The sequence below is a fragment of the Bradyrhizobium sp. Pha-3 genome, from assembly GCF_042258325.1.
In the GTDB taxonomy this organism is placed as follows: domain Bacteria; phylum Pseudomonadota; class Alphaproteobacteria; order Rhizobiales; family Xanthobacteraceae; genus Bradyrhizobium; species Bradyrhizobium elkanii.
On sequence record NZ_CP170151.1, the window covers coordinates 4,392,375 to 4,408,720 of the forward strand.

General features: G+C 66.3%; 12 protein-coding genes. 8 read left to right on the top strand and 4 right to left on the bottom strand.

Translation table 11 applies throughout. The features are described from left to right. Window positions 1-86 precede the first annotated feature (86 nt). The gene (locus tag ACE10X_RS20445; protein WP_038388317.1) at window positions 87-1,028 is read right to left on the bottom strand and encodes an alpha/beta hydrolase; all 942 of its coding nucleotides are present in this window, start codon (window positions 1,026-1,028) and stop codon (window positions 87-89) included. Between the two features lie 36 nt (window positions 1,029-1,064). Beyond that, window positions 1,065-1,844, bottom strand: coding sequence for an SDR family NAD(P)-dependent oxidoreductase (locus ACE10X_RS20450; protein ID WP_038388318.1), 780 nt, complete (start codon window positions 1,842-1,844; stop codon window positions 1,065-1,067). A gap of 257 nt (window positions 1,845-2,101) precedes the next feature. Here ACE10X_RS20450 and ACE10X_RS20455 point away from each other — a divergent pair, with 257 nt between their 5' ends. Then, window positions 2,102-3,106 carry a DUF2155 domain-containing protein gene (locus ACE10X_RS20455; protein WP_038388319.1) on the top strand — a complete coding sequence of 335 codons (1,005 nt, stop codon included), beginning with the start codon at window positions 2,102-2,104 and terminating at the stop codon, window positions 3,104-3,106. Between the two features lie 106 nt (window positions 3,107-3,212). Here ACE10X_RS20455 and aat read toward each other — a convergent pair whose 3' ends face one another. Beyond that, entirely contained in the window at window positions 3,213-3,893 is a 681-nt protein-coding gene (aat, locus tag ACE10X_RS20460; RefSeq protein ID WP_038388320.1) for a leucyl/phenylalanyl-tRNA--protein transferase, read from the bottom strand. A 223-nt stretch (window positions 3,894-4,116) separates the two neighbouring features. Here aat and ACE10X_RS20465 point away from each other — a divergent pair, with 223 nt between their 5' ends. The 7 genes from ACE10X_RS20465 to ACE10X_RS20495 all read left to right on the top strand — a co-directional run bounded on the left by ACE10X_RS20465 (window position 4,117) and on the right by ACE10X_RS20495 (window position 15,568). Next, a complete protein-coding gene (locus tag ACE10X_RS20465; RefSeq protein WP_038388321.1) occupies window positions 4,117-5,562 on the top strand; it encodes a DASS family sodium-coupled anion symporter in 1,446 nt (481 codons plus the stop codon). 256 nt (window positions 5,563-5,818) lie between these two features. After that, the gene (locus ACE10X_RS20470; RefSeq protein ID WP_304555527.1) at window positions 5,819-7,048 is read left to right on the top strand and encodes an MdtA/MuxA family multidrug efflux RND transporter periplasmic adaptor subunit; all 1,230 of its coding nucleotides are present in this window, start codon (window positions 5,819-5,821) and stop codon (window positions 7,046-7,048) included. Next, on the top strand, window positions 7,045-10,152 hold the full coding sequence (locus tag ACE10X_RS20475) for an MdtB/MuxB family multidrug efflux RND transporter permease subunit (protein WP_038388323.1): 3,108 nt from the start codon (window positions 7,045-7,047) through the stop codon (window positions 10,150-10,152). Before ACE10X_RS20470 ends, ACE10X_RS20475 begins: the two co-directional genes overlap by 4 nt. A gap of 3 nt (window positions 10,153-10,155) precedes the next feature. Beyond that, window positions 10,156-13,440 (top strand): efflux RND transporter permease subunit, encoded by a 3,285-nt coding sequence (locus tag ACE10X_RS20480; protein ID WP_304555526.1) that lies wholly within the window; start codon window positions 10,156-10,158, stop codon window positions 13,438-13,440. A 36-nt stretch (window positions 13,441-13,476) separates the two neighbouring features. Further along, window positions 13,477-14,913 carry an efflux transporter outer membrane subunit gene (locus ACE10X_RS20485; protein WP_375764503.1) on the top strand — a complete coding sequence of 479 codons (1,437 nt, stop codon included), beginning with the start codon at window positions 13,477-13,479 and terminating at the stop codon, window positions 14,911-14,913. Between the two features lie 8 nt (window positions 14,914-14,921). Further along, on the top strand, window positions 14,922-15,230 hold the full coding sequence (locus ACE10X_RS20490; protein WP_038388326.1) for a hypothetical protein: 309 nt from the start codon (window positions 14,922-14,924) through the stop codon (window positions 15,228-15,230). Between the two features lie 11 nt (window positions 15,231-15,241). After that, the gene (locus tag ACE10X_RS20495; RefSeq protein ID WP_244436036.1) at window positions 15,242-15,568 is read left to right on the top strand and encodes a BA14K family protein; all 327 of its coding nucleotides are present in this window, start codon (window positions 15,242-15,244) and stop codon (window positions 15,566-15,568) included. 25 nt (window positions 15,569-15,593) lie between these two features. Here the strand turns inward: ACE10X_RS20495 and ACE10X_RS20500 are convergent, their stop codons facing one another. Continuing rightward, window positions 15,594-16,229, bottom strand: coding sequence for a hypothetical protein (locus tag ACE10X_RS20500; RefSeq protein WP_375764504.1), 636 nt, complete (start codon window positions 16,227-16,229; stop codon window positions 15,594-15,596). Window positions 16,230-16,346: the final 117 nt, after the last annotated feature.

Consider the following 16,346-nt stretch of genomic DNA (forward strand, 5'->3'; position numbering starts at 1 on the left):
GGCGCGCTAACGCCGCAACAGGCTCGCGATACGCTCGCGAGCCTCGATCGGAGACGACGCCAGGCACGTCGCCCACATCCGATCGCTCAGCCCAGCGTCTTCAGCCAGGCGCTGATCTCGGTCACCGCGATATTGGCCTGATTGAGCAGCTTGCCCATGGTGAAGAAGCCGTGGAACTGGCCGGGGAAATGCCGATAGGTCACCGGCACGCCGGCGTCCTTGAGGAATTTCGCATACTCGTCGCCTTCGTCGCGCAGCGGATCGGCGCCGGCGGTCAGCACATAGGCCGGCGGCAATGCGGCAAAGTCCTTTGCCCGCGCCGGCGAGGCGCGCCAGTCGTTGTTGTCGGCGTCACCGAGATAATGGTTGGCGAACCAGCCGATCACCGAATGGGTCAGGAGGATGCTGGTCTCGGGCTCGCGATGCGAGGGATGCTTCCGCGAGAAATCGGTCGCGGGATAGATCAGCAACTGGGCGGCGAGCTTCGGTCCGCCGTCGCGGGCGGTGAGGGCCACCACGGCCGCGAGGTTGCCGCCGGCGCTGTCGCCGCCGACGATCAGGCGCGAAGCGTCGATGCCGAGATCCCTGGCATTGGCGGCGACCCATCGGGTCGCGGTCACGGCGTCGTCGACCGCGGCAGGGAAACGATGCTCGGGCGCGAGGCGATAATCGATCGAGATCACGATCAGCTCGCCCTCATGGGCAAGCTTCTGGCAAACCACCTCATGGGTATCGAGATCGCCGATCACCCAGCCGCCGCCGTGGAAGAACACCAGGCAGGGCGCGAGCCCGTCTTTCTTGCGCAGCGTGTTCGGCGTGTAGATGCGGGCAGGGATCGTGCCGTGCGGCGCCGGGATCGCGAGCGGCTTGCTCGATTCCAGCGCGGGCGGCTCGGGATTGGAGACGATGCGTGCGGCCCGATAATAGTCGCGCGCTTCCGGCGCGGTCAGCGTCTCATAGGCGGGACGGCCGGCCTCCTGGAACGCCTTGTAGACGGCAGCGGCATCGGGATCGAGAACGACGGGCATGGACAACAAACCTTCTTGTGATGCTGGACTGAAATGTCAGGCGGCGGTGCGGCCGCCGTCGACGGTGTAGGCGGAGCCGGAGACGTAGCTCGCCTCGTCGGAGGCAAGAAAAGCGACGATGGAGGCGACCTCGCTTGCGAGGCCAAGCCGGCGCGCCGGGATGCGGTCGACGATCTTCTCGATCGGCGGCTGCGCGTTGCCGCCGGAGCGGCCCTGCAGGATGGTGCTCAGCATCCGGCTCTCGATCATGCCGGGGCAGACGCAATTGACCCGCACGCCGGTGCCGGTGCATTCCCAGGCCGCGCTCTTGGTCAGCCCGATCACCGCGTGCTTGCTCGCGCTGTAGACCGCGATCATCGGCGATCCCATCAGGCCCGCGATCGAGGCGGTGTTGATGATGCTGCCCTTGTTCTGCTTCAGCATGACCGGCAGCACATGCTTCATGCCGAGGAAGACGCCGACGACGTTGACATCGAGCACGCGGCGAAAGCTCTCCAGCGAATATTCCGGGATCGGCCTGATGTCGCCCTCGATGCCGGCGTTGTTGTAGAAGGCGTCGATGGTGCCGAAACGGTCGACGGCGGCCCGGACATAGTCCTTGACCTCGTCCTCGTCGGTGACGTCGGCTTCGATCGCGAAGGCCTCGGCCGAGGCCGGCAGGTCCTTGGTGGCGGCCTTGAGGTCGGCCCCCTTGCGGTCGACTGCGACAATCCGCGCACCCCGCTCGGCGAGCAGTTGGAGCGTGGCGGTTCCGATGACGCCGGCAGCCCCGGTGACGACGGCGACCCTGCCGTCGAGCCTGATGCGATCTGGCATGGTGGGTTTCCTCTGGCTGGTCCGGTTCGATCCGGATTTTCCTGGTTTTCACGCGTGGCCGCGTGCCTTCAGCGTGAGGACTATCACACGTGTTCCCAGGAGTGACCAGAGGGTGACCAGAGGCTGACCCGTGGGCCGGGGAGAGGTGGCCGGGTGCCCTTTCCCCGCCGTATTCGGCGTGTTAACCGGTGGCCTGCGAGCGGCCGATATCAAGGTAGACTGTCGCGAGCCCGATTCGCCCTTTAAAGCCGCGCGAGATGCTTCGAACCGTTGCCCTGACTGGCTTTGCGGCCCTGGTTGCCGCCTCAACCATCTCGCTTGCGCCGCCCGCGCGCGCGCAGATCGGAACGATTTTCTCCGATCCCGCGCCGCGTCCGCCCGGCTCGATCCCGCGTGGTCAGCCGGCCCCGCCCAGCGACGACGACGAGGAAGTGCCGGAATTGCCGCGCGGCCGTCTGCTGCCGACACAGCCGCGGGCGCTGCCGCCAGGCCAGGCGGTGCCGCCGCCCGGCAGCGTGCAGTCGCAGCCGCTGGCGCCGCCGCCCGGCTCGACGGTGGCTCCGCAGGGCACCCAGCCCGGGGTCGCCGTGCAGCCGCCGCAACCCGGCGGTCCCGCCGTTGCCAATACGCCGCCCGGCGCCAACCCGCTGCCGCCGGGGCAGCGTCCCAAGGGCGCGCCGCAAGGCACCGCGCCGCAGACGCCTGCCGCGTTGCAGCCGGGCGACGAGGTGGTGCAGGAGCCGCCGTCGACCAAGATCACCAACAAGAAGGCGAGCTTCTCCGGACTCGACAAGATCACCGGACGCATCATCAATTTCGACGAGGATATCGGCGAGACCGTGCAGTTCGGCGCGCTGCGGGTGAAGACCGATGCCTGTTACACCAGGCCGTCGACGGAAGCCGCCAACACCGACGCCTTTGTCGAGGTCGACGAAATCACGCTGCAGGGCGAGGTGAAGCGGATCTTCTCGGGCTGGATGTTCGCGGCGAGCCCCGGCCTGCACGGCGTCGAGCATCCGATCTACGACATCTGGCTGACCGACTGCAAAGGACCGGACCAGACCATCGTGACCGCCGCGCCCGATCCGCCGAAGGCGCCGACGCCGCCTCCGCCGCCGGCCCAGAAGCGCGCGCCGCAGAAGCAGGCCGCGCCGCGCCCGCCGCCGCAGCCGTTGCCGCAATATCAGCAGCAGCCGCCACCTCCGCCGCCTCAGCAACAGCAGCGGCCGGGCGGGCTGTTCGGCGGATTGTTCGGGAATTGATGGGCACTTCGTAGCCCGGATGAAGCGTAGCGAAATCCGGGTTTCTCGCCGCGGAGAGACTGTCCCGGATTGCGCTTCGCTGCATCCGGGCTACGCGATCAACCGTTCAATTGCGCTCGGCGATGATCGCCAGCGCATCGGCACCTTTGACCGGCTGGGTGGCGTCGAGCTTGCGGAAATCCGCCGGCGCGCCCGTGATCGCCTTGTCGAGCAGCGTGCGATAGCGGCGCCGCGAGATCTCGATCGCGCCGAACGTCCTCAGGTGCTCCGTCACATATTGCGTGTCGAGCAGCTCGAACCCGCCTGCGATCAGCCGCGCCACCAGATGCACCAGCGCGACCTTCGATGCGTCGCGCGTGGTGTGAAACATGCTTTCGCCGAAGAAGGCGCGGCCGAGGCTGACGCCGTAGAGCCCGCCGACCAGGTTGTCGTCCTGCCAGACCTCGACGCTGTGGCAATGGCCCGACGCGTACAGCCCGACATAGAGATCGCGGATGCGCTTGTTGATCCAGGTGTCGTCGCGGCCGGGCTGCGGCGCCGCGCAACCGGCGATCACGGCCTTGAACGCGGTATCGACGGTGACGGTGAAGGCATCCGTGCGCACGGTGCGCGCCAGGCGGGAGGCGACACGGAAACCGTCGAACGGAATCACGCCGCGCAATTCCGGCTCGACCCAGAACAGGGTGGGATCGTCGGCGCTCTCCGCCATCGGGAAGATGCCGCAGGCATAGGCGCGCAGCAGCACCTCGGGCGTGATCTCGGAGGAGGCGGAGTCGCGTGAGGTCATAGCGCCAAGGATAGCAAAGCGCGGGCGGTCTTGCGATGGGGGCTGCCACCGGGACGCTACGTGTTGACGAAACGCGCCGGTTCCTCCACAAGCCGCGCCGTTCCGCCGCAGTTTCCCGAGACGGACTGCGCGGTCGTGCTAGATTGCAACAAAAAGATGGCGGCGCTGCCGGGACACGGTGGCTTGCGCGCCCGACAATCGACACAGGTGAGGGGGACGCTGCATGAAATGGTCATGGCGGACGTTTGCGCCGTTGCTGGTCTGGCTGGTGATCTATCTGGTCCCGGTGCCGTCGGGGCTGAACGCCAATCAGTGGCACTATTTCGCGGTGTTCGCCGCCGTGATCACCGGGCTGATCCTTGAATCGATGCCGGTCGGCGCGGTCGGTCTGATCGGCCTGACGGTCGCCGGCATCGGCGGCTATGTCGAGCACGACCCGAACAAGTCGCTGCGCTGGATGCTCGCCGGCTTTTCCGAGAGCACGGTGTGGCTGATCGTCGGCGCCTTCGTGTTCTCGATCGGCTATCGCAAGAGCGGGCTCGGCCGCCGGCTGGCGCTGCTCTTGGTGCGCGGCCTCGGCCGCCGCACCATCGGGCTCGGCTACGCGGTGGCGTTCTCCGATCTCGTGCTGGCGCCGGCGACGCCGTCCAACACCGCGCGCTCGGGCGGCACCATCTATCCGATCGTCAGCAACATCCCGCGCATCTACGGCTCCGAGCCCGGTCCGACCGCGGGCAAGATCGGCACCTTCGTGATGTGGACCGCGTTCGCGACCACGGCCGTCACCAGCTCGCTGTTCCTCACCGCGCTGGCGCCGAACGCCGCCGCGCTCTCGATCGCCAAGAAGCTCGTCAACATCGAGGTCGGCTGGTCGCAATGGTTCATCGGCTTCGCGCCGCTCGGCATCCTCTTGCTGCTGCTGGTGCCGCTGCTCAGCTATCTGGTCTGCCGGCCCGAGATCAAGGAGAGCCCGGAGATCGTGACCTGGAGCGAGGGCGAGCTCGCCAAGATGGGGCCGCCGTCGCGGCACGAATGGATCATGGCGGTGCTGGTGGTGCTCGCGATGTTCCTGTGGATCTGCGGCTCCAATCCCAATATCAGCGTGCCGCTGCTCGGCTCGAACTTCATCAACGCGACCACGGTCGTGTTCGTCGTGATCTCGCTGATGCTGCTGACCGGCGTGATCGCGTTCGAGGACATCGTCGCGGAGAAGAGTGCGTGGGAGGTATTTTTCTATTTCACCTCGCTGCTCACGCTGTCGTCGGGCCTCAACGAGATCGGCTTCATCAAATGGGTGGCCGAGGGCTATGCCAAGCCGCTCTCCGGTACGTCGCCGCTGGTCGGGATGATCCTGCTCGTCACCTTCTTCTTCTGGATCCACTATTTCTTCTCGAGCATCACCTCGCATACCGCCGCCGTGCTGCCGGTGGTGCTCGCCGTCGGCTCCAGCATTCCCGGCCTGTCGGTGCAGACCCTGATGCTGCTCTGCGTCTACTCGCTGGGCCTGATGGGCGTGATCTCGCCCTATGCCACGGGACCGGCGCCGATGTATTACGGCAGCGGCTATATCGGCAAAGGCGACTTCTGGAAATTCGGGCTGATCTTCGGCCTGATCTACTTTGCCGGATTGTTGCTGATCGTGTTGCCCTGGTTACAAATGATCGGGTAAAATAGCCACAATCCAGCGAGAAACAGCCGCCGACCGGGAAGGAGCACTTTCCTTTCCGATTCTTAACGCGCTTTGTCCGGCAGAAGCCTTCAAAATGCTTCGTCGGATGTGGCGCGCGCGGAGTTCAGGGGACACATAGAGCCGCGCGAGCTCATTCGTGTTTCTTCGTGGGCAGGTTATGGACCAGCAGATCAAAGACCCGTCGATTGTGGCGCCCGAGCGAACCAGGCGGGGGGGGGTTCTGACCGGATGTCTCGTGTTGGCGGTGCTTGCAGGCATCGTCTGGTGGACGCGGCAGCAGGCCGCGCCGCCGCAGGCCGGTGGCGGGCGCAACGCCGGGCCGATGTCGATCGTGCCGGAGACGATCGGCAAGGGCGATATCGGCGTCAGCCTGAATGCGCTCGGCACCGTGACGTCGCTCGCGACCGTGACGATCAGGAGCCAGATCAGCGGCTATCTGATGAAGATCGATTTCAAGGAGGGCGATGAGGTCAAGAAGGGCGACCTGATCGCCGAGATCGATTCGCGTCCCTATGAGGCGACGCTGGCGCAGGCCAAGGGACAGCTCGCCCGCGACGAGGCGCAGCTGAAGGGCGCCCAGGTCGATCTCACCCGCTACCAGAACCTCGCCGCGCAGAATGCGGTGCCGCATCAGACGCTGGATACCCAGGTCGCGCTGGTCGCGCAGTATCAGGGCACGGTGGAAGCCGATCGCGCCTCGGTGAAGTCGGCCGAGGTGAATTTGCAATATTGTCACATCGTGTCGCCGATCAACGGGCGCGTCGGACTGCGCCAGGTCGATCTCGGCAACTATGTGACGCCCGGCGACACCAACGGCCTCGTCGTGATCACCCAGCTCGAGCCGATCAGCGTGCTGTTCACGCTGCCGGAGGACAATCTGCAGGCGGTCGCGAAGCGGTTGAGGGAGGGCGCGGTGCTGCCGACGGCGGCCTATGACCGCAGCGGCGCCAACAAGCTCGCCGAGGGATCGTTGCAGACCTTCGACAGCCAGATCGATGCGACCACCGGCACCATCAAGCTGCGCGCGCAGTTCGAGAACGACAAGCGCACGCTGTTTCCGAACCAGTTCGTCAACGTCCGCCTGCTGCTCGATACCCACAAGGATGCGACGACGATGTCGACCGCCGGCATCCAGCGCGGTGTCCCCGGCACCTTCGTCTATCTCGTCAACGCCGACAGCACGGTCTCGGTGCGGCCGGTCAAGCTCGGCGTCACCGATGGCGACCGGGTCGAGGTGCTGTCCGGGCTTGTGCCCGGCGATCGCATCGTGATCGACGGCGCCGACAAGCTGCGCGAGGGCGCCAAGGTGGTCGTGCGCTCCGCCGCCGACGCCGCGAACCCGGGGGCTGCGGCCAAGGGGACGGCGAACGGGGCCGCGAAGGGCGACGGCAAGGGAGATAGCAAGGACGGCGCCGATCCCGGAGGTGGCCACCACAAGCGGTCCGAGGACGGGCAGAAGAAATGAACCCGTCGCGGCCATTCATCCTGCGGCCGGTGGCGACGACCCTGATGATGATCGCCATCATGCTGTCGGGCATGCTGGCGTTCAGATTTCTCCCGGTCGCGGCGCTGCCGGAGGTCGACTACCCGACCATCCAGGTGCAGACATTCTATCCGGGCGCCAGCCCCGACGTGATGACCTCGTCGGTGACGGCGCCGCTCGAGGTGCAGTTCGGCCAGATGCCGAATCTGACCCAGATGAGCTCGGTGAGCTCGGCGGGCTCGTCCGTGATCACGCTGCAATTCGGCCTGTCGATCTCGCTCGACGTCGCCGAGCAGGAGGTGCAGGCCGCGATCAATGCCGCGGGCAATCTGTTGCCGTCGGACCTGCCGGCGCCGCCGATCTACGCCAAGGTCAATCCGGCCGATGCGCCGATCCTGACCCTCGGCCTGACCTCGAAGACCATGCCGCTGACCCAGGTGCAGGATTTCGTCGATACGCGGCTGGCGCAGAAGATCTCGCAGCTGCCCGGCGTCGGCCTCGTCAGCATCAGCGGCGGCCAGCGGCCGGCGGTGCGCATCCAGGCCGACATCCGCAAGCTCGCGGCCTACGGCCTCAACATCGACGATCTCCGCACCACGCTCGGCAACGCCAACGTCAACACGCCGAAGGGCAATTTCGACGGCGCGATGCGCGCCTACACCATCAATGCCAACGACCAGATCCGCAATGCCAGTGACTACCGCTCACTGATCATCGCCTACAAAAACGGCTCGCCGGTCCGCCTCAGCGACGTCGGCAACGTCGTCGACGGCGCGCAGAACGACAAGCTCGGCGCCTGGATGAACGAGACGCCGGCGATCATCCTCAACATCCAGCGCCAGCCCGGCGCCAACGTCATCTCGGTGGTGCAGGGCATCAAGGACCTGCTGCCGCAGCTGCAGGCCACGCTGCCGGCCGCGATCGACCTCAACATCCTGACCGACCGCACCGTGACGATCCGGGCCTCGGTCCGCGACGTCGAATATGAGCTGTCGCTCGCCGTGATCCTGGTCGTGCTTGTGATCTTCGTGTTCCTACGCTCGACCCGCGCCACGCTGATCCCGAGCCTGTCGGTGCCGCTCTCGCTGGTCGGCACGCTCGGCGCGATGTATCTGTTCGGCTTCAGCCTGAACAATCTGTCGCTGATGGCGCTGACGATCGCGACCGGCTTCGTGGTCGACGACGCCATCGTCGTGATCGAGAACATTTCGCGCTACATCGAGGAGGGCGAGCCGCCGCTCGAGGCGGCGCTGCGAGGGTCCGAGCAGATCGGCTTCACCATCATCTCGCTGACGGTGTCGCTGATCGCGGTGCTGATCCCGCTGCTGTTCATGGGCGACGTCGTCGGCCGCCTGTTCCGCGAATTCGCCATCACGCTGTCGGTCACGATCCTGATCTCGGCCGTGGTGTCGCTGACCCTGGTGCCGATGGCCTGCGCAAAGCTGCTGAAGCCGGAGGCGATGGCGCGGGAAAACACCTTCCAGCGGCTCAGCCGCGAAGGCTTCGATGCCGTCATTGCGATCTACGCCCGGATGCTCAATTGGGTGCTGGATCGCCAGACCTTCGTGCTGCTGATCGCGCTCGCCACCTTTGGTCTGACGGCGCTGCTCTATGTCGTCATCCCCAAGGGGTTCTTTCCGGTGCAGGACACCGGCGTGATTCAGGCGATCTCGGAGGCGCCGCAATCGGTGTCCTATGCGGCGATGGCCGAGCGGCAGCAGCGGCTCGCCAGCGCGATCCTGAAGGATCCGGACGTGCAGAGCCTGTCCTCGTTTATCGGCGTCGACGGCACCAACACCACGCTGAACAGCGGCCGCATCCTGATCAATCTGAAGCCGCATGAGCAGCGCAAGGCCAATGTCTCGACGATCATGGACCGGATCAAGGCGAGCACGGCGGCGCTGACCGGGATCACGCTCTACATGCAGCCGGTCCAGGACCTCACCATCGAAGGCACGGTGAGCCGGACGCAGTACCAGTTCATCCTGCAGGACGCCGATCCGAACGAGCTTGCGGAATGGACGCCGAAGCTGGTCGACAAGCTCCGGGAATTGCCCGAGCTCAGCGACGTCACCAGCGACATCTCGGCGCAGGGGCTCTCGGTGTTCGTCGACATCGACCGCGACCAGGCGGCGCGGTTCGGCATCACGCCGGCGACGATCGACAACGCCCTGTACGATTCCTACGGCCAGCGCATCGTCTCGACCGTCTTCACCAATTCGAACCAGTACCGCGTGATCCTGGAAGCCGATCCGTCGCTGCAGACTTCGCTGGATTCGCTGTCGTCGATCTATCTGCCGTCATCGGTGGGCTCGACGCCGGTGCCGCTGTCGGTCATGGCCAAGATGCGGGTGGAGACCGCGCCGCTGCAGGTCTCGCATCTCGGCCAGTTCCCGTCGGCAACGGTCTCGTTCAACCTTGCGCCCGGCGCTTCCCTTGGAGGGGCGGTGACGGCGATCAAGCAGGCGCAGGCCGACATCAACCAGCCGCTCGGCATGATCACAAGCTTCCAGGGCGCGGCGCTGGCGTTCCAGTCCTCGCTGTCCAACCAGCTGTTCCTGATCCTGGCCGCGATCATCACGGTCTATATCGTGCTCGGCGTGCTCTATGAGAGCTTCATCCATCCCCTGACGATCCTCTCGACGCTGCCTTCCGCGGGCATCGGCGCGCTGCTGGCGCTGATGATGGCCGGCCAGGATCTCACCATCATCGCGATCATCGGCATCATCCTCCTGATCGGCATCGTGAAGAAGAATGCGATCATGATGATCGACTTCGCGCTCGATGCCGAACGCAACGAGGGCAAGCCGCCGCGGGAGGCGATCTACCAGGCCTGCCTGCTGCGGTTCCGACCGATCATCATGACGACGATGGCTGCGGTGCTCGGCGCGCTGCCGCTGATGCTCGGCAGCGGCGCGGGGTCCGAGCTGCGGAATCCGCTCGGCATTTCGATTGTCGGCGGCCTGCTGGTGAGCCAGCTGCTGACCCTGTTCACGACACCGGTGATCTACCTCTGGTTCGATCGCCTCGCGCTGCGGTTCGCCGGGCGGGCGGACGAGATCGGCGAGGCGAGCGGGTCGCGTTGAGCCATGGATCCGTCAACGCCCTTCATCCGTAGGCCGGTCGCAACGACGCTGTTGACGTTCGGGCTTGCGGCGGCCGGCATCGTCGCGTTCTTCAAGCTGCCGGTGTCGCCGCTGCCGCAGGTGGATTTCCCGACCATCTCGGTGCAGGCGACGCTGCCCGGCGCCAGCCCGCAGGATGTCGCGACCACGGTCGCAAGTCCGCTCGAGCGCCATCTCGGCCAGATCGCCGATGTCACCGAGATGACGTCGTCGAGCTCGGTGGGCTCGACCCGCATCACGCTGCAGTTCGGCCTGAACCGCGACATCAACGGCGCGGCGCGCGACGTGCAGGCCGCGATCAATGCGGCGCGGGCCGACCTGCCGACCAGCCTGCGCAGCAATCCGACCTACCGCAAGGTCAATCCCGCCGACGCGCCGATCCTGATCCTGACGCTGACGTCGGATACGCTGACGCGCGGCGATCTCTACGACGCCGCCTCCACCGTGCTGGCGCAGAAGCTGTCGCAGGTCGAGGGCATCGGCGAGGTGGTGGTCGGCGGCAGCTCGCTGCCGGCCGTGCGCGTCGATCTGATCCCGCAGGCGCTCTACAAATACGGCATCGGCCTGGAAGACGTCCGCGCGGCGCTGTCGAGCGCCAACGCCCACAGCCCCAAGGGCGGCATCGACGTCGGCGACCAGCGCTACCAGGTCTACGCCAACGACCAGGCCAACAAGGCCGACGACTACAGATCGCTGATCGTGGCCTACCGCAATGGCGCACCGGTTCATCTCTCCGACGTCGGCGAGGTGGCCGACGGCGTCGAGAACCTCCGCAATGCCGGGCTCGCCAACGGCAAGCCGGCGGTTCTGATCATCCTCTACCGGCAGCCGAATGCCAACATCATCTCGACCGTCGACCTCGTGAAGGGGCTGATGCCGCAGCTGCAGGCATCGGTCTCGCCGGCGATCGACATCGGCTTTGCGGTCGACCGTTCGACGACCATCCGCACCTCGCTCCGGGACGTCGAACGAACCCTCGTTCTGGCGGTGCTGCTGGTCATCATCGTGGTGTTCGCGTTCCTGCGCAATGCGCGCGCCACCTTCATTCCGGTGGTGGCGGTCTCGGTGTCGCTGGTCGCGACCTTCGGGGCGATGTACCTGTTCGGCTACAGCCTGGACAATCTCTCCCTGATGGCGCTGACGGTCGCGACCGGCTTCGTGGTCGACGACGCCATCGTGGTGCTGGAGAACGTCACCCGTTACATCGAGGACGGCCTGAGCCCGCTCGAGGCGGCGCTGAAGGGCGCCAACGAGGTCGGCTTCACCGTGCTGTCGATGAGCATCTCGCTGATCGCGGTGTTCATCCCGATCCTGCTGATGGCCGGCATCGTCGGGCGGCTGTTCCGCGAGTTCGCGATGGTGATCTCGATCTCGATCCTGATCTCGCTCGCGGTCTCGCTGGCGACCACGCCGATGATGTGCGCTGTGCTGCTGAAGCCGGACGCCGGCGGCCATGGCCGGCTCTATTGGGCGAGCGAACGCTTCTTCGAGGCGATGCTGAATTTCTACCGCAGGACGCTGACCGCGGCGTTGGCGCATCCGCTCTCGGTGATGCTGATCCTGGCGGCGGTGTTCGGCCTCAACTTCTATCTCTACGACGTGATCCCGAAGGGCTTCTTCCCGCAGCAGGACACCGGCCGGCTGGTCGGCTCGATCCAGGCCGACCAGAGCGTGTCGTTCCAGCTGATGCAGCAGAAGCTCGCGCAGTTCGTCGGCATCATCAAGCGCGATCCGGCGGTGGAGACGGCGGTCGGCTTCACCGGCGGCGGGCAGACCAATTCCGGCTTCGTGTTCGTCTCGCTGCGCCCGCTCGATGAGCGCAAGATCGGCGCCGACGGCGTGATCGCGCGGCTGCGCCGCGAGATGTCGGTGGTGCCGGGCGCGAGCCTGTTCCTGCAGGCGGTGCAGGACATCCGGGTCGGGGGCAGGGCCTCGAACGCGCAGTATCAGTACACGCTGCAGGGATCGACGCTGGAGGAGCTCAATGAATGGACGCCGAAGATCGCGGCGGCCCTGCAGCGCGATCCTGATCTCGCCGACGTCAACAGCGACCAGCAGAACAAGGGCCTGGAATCCGATCTCGTGATCGACCGCGACGCCGCGGCGCGGCTCGGCATCACGGTGAGCCAGATCGATAATACCCTCTACGACGCGTTCGGCCAGCGGCAGGTGTCGACGATCTATGTCGCGCGCAACCAGTACCACGTCATCATGGAGGTCGCGCCGCGCTACTGGCAGAATCCGGAGACGCTGAAGGACGTCTATATCAGCACGTCCGGCGGATCGGTCGGCGGTTCGCAATCGACCAACGCGGTGGCCGGCACCGTGGTGGCGCCCGGGACCTCCACCGCGGCCAGTGCGGCCAACGCCCAGGCCGCGCGCAACCAGGCCACCAACTCGATCGGTTCGACCGGGAAGGGCGTGGCCTCGACCGGATCGGCCGTCTCCACCAGCAGCGAGACCATGATCCCGCTGTCGGAAGTTGCGGCGTTCAAGCAGGGCGCGACGCCGCTTGCGGTCAATCACCAGGGCCTGTTGGTCGCCAACACCATCTCGTTCAACCTGCCGCCGAACGTGTCGCTGAGCACGGCGGTCGGCAGCATCGAGGCGACCATGAACCGGATCGGGGTCCCGGCCACGATCCGCGGCACCTTCCAGGGTACCGCCAAGGCGTTCCAGGACTCGCTGAGCAACCAGCCGTTCCTGATCCTGGCCGCGCTGGTTGCGATCTACATCGTGCTGGGCGTGCTCTACGAGAGCTACATCCATCCGCTGACCATCTTGTCCACATTGCCCTCGGCGGGTGTGGGCGCCTTGCTGGCGCTGATGGCATTCAAGACCGAGTTCAGTATCATGGCGCTGATCGGCGTCATCCTGCTGATCGGCATTGTGAAGAAGAACGCCATCATGATGATCGACTTTGCGCTGGAGGCGGAACGCAGGCGCGGGCTGGAGCCGCTCGAGGCGATCCGGGAGGCCTGCCTGCTGCGCTTCCGCCCCATCATGATGACGACGATGGCCGCGCTGCTCGGGGCGGTGCCGCTGGCGATCGGCATGGGCGACGGCGGCGAGTTGCGGCAGCCGCTCGGCATCGCCATCGTCGGGGGCCTGATCCTGAGCCAGGTCCTCACGCTCTACACGACGCCGGTCATCTACCTCTATCTCGACCGGTTCCGCCTGTGGGCCCAGCGCCTCCGCCGCGGCGGCGCGCCGCGGATGCCGGGCTCCTCACTTCAAGCAGGCGAGTAAATGCCGACAGGTGCAGCGTTGCGAAATCTTCAGTTGATGCGCAAGCCGATCCGGTTTCTGCGCGTGGCGGCGTTCGGCGGCCTCAGCCTCGGTCTGTCCGGCTGCATCCCCGGGGCGGAGAAGCCCGAGCTCAGCCTCGAAGTGCCGGCGAGCTACAAGACTGCGGCCAAGGGCGATGCCGACGCGGCCGTTCCGGCGCTCGCCTGGTGGCGCGGCTTCCGCTCGCCCGAACTGACCGGGCTGATGGAATCCGCACAACTCTACAATCTCGACATCGCGGTGGCGATCGCCCAGATCGTGCAGGCCGACGCCCAGGTCGGCGTTTCCGGCGCCGCGCTGCTGCCGAACATCTCCGGATCGGCGAATGCCGAGCGTCAGCGTGTGGCAACGGGATCCAGTTCGTCGCTCGGCACCAGCGGCACTTTCTCGCAATACAGCCTGGGGCTGAGCGCAAGCTACATCGTCGATTTCTGGGGCAAGAACCGCGCGACGCTGTCGGCCTCGGAGGAGAGCGCGACCGTCGCGCGCTACAATCGCGAGGTGGTCGCGCTGACCACGATGGCGACGGTCGCCAACACCTATTTCCAGGTGCTGGCGGCGCAGGACCAGATCAAGGTCACCCGCCGCAACCTCGCGGCGGCCGAGCGCATCCTTGCGCTGATCAAGTCGCAATTCGCCGGCGGCACCGCCTCGCAGCTCGATTTGTCGCAGCAGGAGGCGCTGGTCGCCACGCAGCGCGCGGCGATCCCGCCGCTCGAGGTGACGGTCGGGCAGAACACCGCGGCGCTCGCCGTGCTGGTGGCGCGCGCGCCGGCCGATTTCAAGGTGCGCGGCGGGTCCACCACGCAGATCGCGGTGCCGCGCGTCACGCCGGGACTGCCGTCGGAATTGCTCTACCAGCGGCCTGACGTCCGCGAGGCCGAGGCGCAGCTGGCGTCGTCCAATTTCAGCGTCGACGCGGCGCGCGCGGCATTCTTTCCGCAGATTCAGCTGACCGGCACCACCGGATTCCAGAGCGCGGCGCTGGCCTCGCTGTTTGCGCCGGGCGCCTGGTACTACACGCTCGCCGCCGGGCTGACCCAGCCGCTGTTCGACGGCTTCCTGCTGGAGAGCCAGCTCAAGCTCGCCAAGGGCCAGCAGCTGCAAAACCTGCAGGCCTATCGCAAGGCGGTGCTGTCGGCCTTCGCCGATGTCGAGAAGGCGCTGATCGCGTTGCAGAAGTACACATTGCAGGAGCGCCTGCAGTCCGACGTCGTCGCCGCCTCGCGCAAGGCGTTCGAGGTCGCCGAGACGCAGCTGCGCGGCGGCACGGTCAACCTGATCACGGTGCTGCAAGCCCAGCAGACGCTGTTCACCGCCGAGAACAATCTGGTCACGGTCCGGCTCAACAAGCTGCTGGCGGCGAGCAGCCTGTTCCAGGCGCTCGGCGGCGGCTGGACGCCCGCCGGTACGCTGGCGGCGGCGGTGCCATGAGGTCAGCCATGCAGCGTTTTGCGACACTCCTCGTTGTCCTCCTCATCGCGCTTGGCGCATTGACCGGCGCGTGCCGCGCGCAGCAGCGGCCACCCAACAGCGTTCCGCTCGCCTTCGGCATGAGCGCCAACCAGGCCAGCCAGTCGCTCGGCGTTCCCCTGAATTACGTGCGCGGCACGCCGGGCAATGAATTGTTCGTCGCACTGCCCAATGTCGGGGGCAGCGTGCTGTCGAGGCGCAGCGACGGGCTCTATCTGCAATTCGGCAAGGGACGCCTGATCGCCTGGAAGGGCGATTGGGGCACCCTTCCGCAATGAGGGTCTCGGCCATGATCGCCATGAGAGGACTGATCGCCTGCGCCGCCATCGCGCTGAGCGTAGCCGCGGCGTCGGCCCAGCAGCGGCCGTTGCGCTACGGCAGCACCGGCGGCGCGTATTTCGACGGCAGGGACGACGATCGCGATTTTCGAAGCAACGGCTATTTCCCCGGCAATTTCGCCGCCGATCCCTTCAGCGCAGGTTTCGGTGCGGCCGGCCTGTTCGGCTCGACGCCGTGGCATTCCGCGCGGCCCTATCCGTCGCAGGTCGTGTTTGGCGCACCGTGTCAGGATTGCCGTCCGCAGCGCGCACGCCGGCACCGCGGCAGGCACGAGTGAGGCGCTTCGGAAGGGCTTGATGCCTCTAGGCCTTGCGCAAGAGCTCGTCGATGATGCGCGGCTTCATCCAGCCGGCCTTGTCGATGATTTCGTTGCGCAGGGTGTCCTTTTCCATCTCGTATTGTTCATGCGAGATTTCCCGGCCACCCGTCGCGGTGATCCCGAACGTCTCGATCAGGGCGTTGTGCCGCGTCTTCCACGCGGTCACATGCTCGGTCATGACTTGCGTCACGGATGGTAGGAAGCCGGGATGGCCTGCCAGGCCGCATGACGCGGTGGTCTGCGGGTCTCCCGCCAGCATGATCACGTTCCACTCGTCGTAGCCGATCAGCCCCATCTGCGCGTAGAGAAACGCGCCATGCGGTCCATCCCAGATCTTCTGGTCGATGACCAGGAACGGCACCGCGTGGCAGTGGCCGTGGCGCGCCGTCATGTCGCGGTTGAAGGTCTCGGTACGGTCCTGCAGTCGGTTGCTGGCCGCAGCGAACACGGCGAGGCGATTGTCGGCCGTCGGCACGATGCCGGCTTCGTCATCGGGCGCGAAGCCCGCATCGCGCAGCATCGACCCGATCAGCGGGTGATCCCACTGCTGCTTGTGAAAAGCGGGCGTCGCGCCGTCGGCGCCCGGTGCCGGACGCACGGTCTCCTTGAGCTCGCCCAAGGTCGTCTCTTGCTTCTTTCCAAAAACTGGCCTGCGCCCGAACATCGCGTGCCGCTCCTGCCAAGCAGTTGGCACAAGCATCGCAAAGGACGCCCAGAACTTTCTTAACCGGTCGGG

Excerpts from the sequence above, each read along its gene's own strand:
- ACE10X_RS20445 (WP_038388317.1), bottom strand. The coding sequence starts at position 1,028 with ATGCCCGTCGTTCTCGATCCCGATGCCGCTGCCGTCTACAAGGCGTTC.
- ACE10X_RS20450 (WP_038388318.1), bottom strand. The coding sequence starts at position 1,844 with ATGCCAGATCGCATCAGGCTCGACGGCAGGGTCGCCGTCGTCACCGGG.
- ACE10X_RS20455 (WP_038388319.1), top strand. The coding sequence starts at position 2,102 with ATGCTTCGAACCGTTGCCCTGACTGGCTTTGCGGCCCTGGTTGCCGCC.
- aat (WP_038388320.1), bottom strand. The coding sequence starts at position 3,893 with ATGACCTCACGCGACTCCGCCTCCTCCGAGATCACGCCCGAGGTGCTG.
- ACE10X_RS20465 (WP_038388321.1), top strand. The coding sequence starts at position 4,117 with ATGAAATGGTCATGGCGGACGTTTGCGCCGTTGCTGGTCTGGCTGGTG.
- ACE10X_RS20475 (WP_038388323.1), top strand. The coding sequence starts at position 7,045 with ATGAACCCGTCGCGGCCATTCATCCTGCGGCCGGTGGCGACGACCCTG.
- ACE10X_RS20480 (WP_304555526.1), top strand. The coding sequence starts at position 10,156 with ATGGATCCGTCAACGCCCTTCATCCGTAGGCCGGTCGCAACGACGCTG.
- ACE10X_RS20485 (WP_375764503.1), top strand. The coding sequence starts at position 13,477 with ATGCGCAAGCCGATCCGGTTTCTGCGCGTGGCGGCGTTCGGCGGCCTC.
- ACE10X_RS20490 (WP_038388326.1), top strand. The coding sequence starts at position 14,922 with ATGCAGCGTTTTGCGACACTCCTCGTTGTCCTCCTCATCGCGCTTGGC.
- ACE10X_RS20495 (WP_244436036.1), top strand. The coding sequence starts at position 15,242 with ATGATCGCCATGAGAGGACTGATCGCCTGCGCCGCCATCGCGCTGAGC.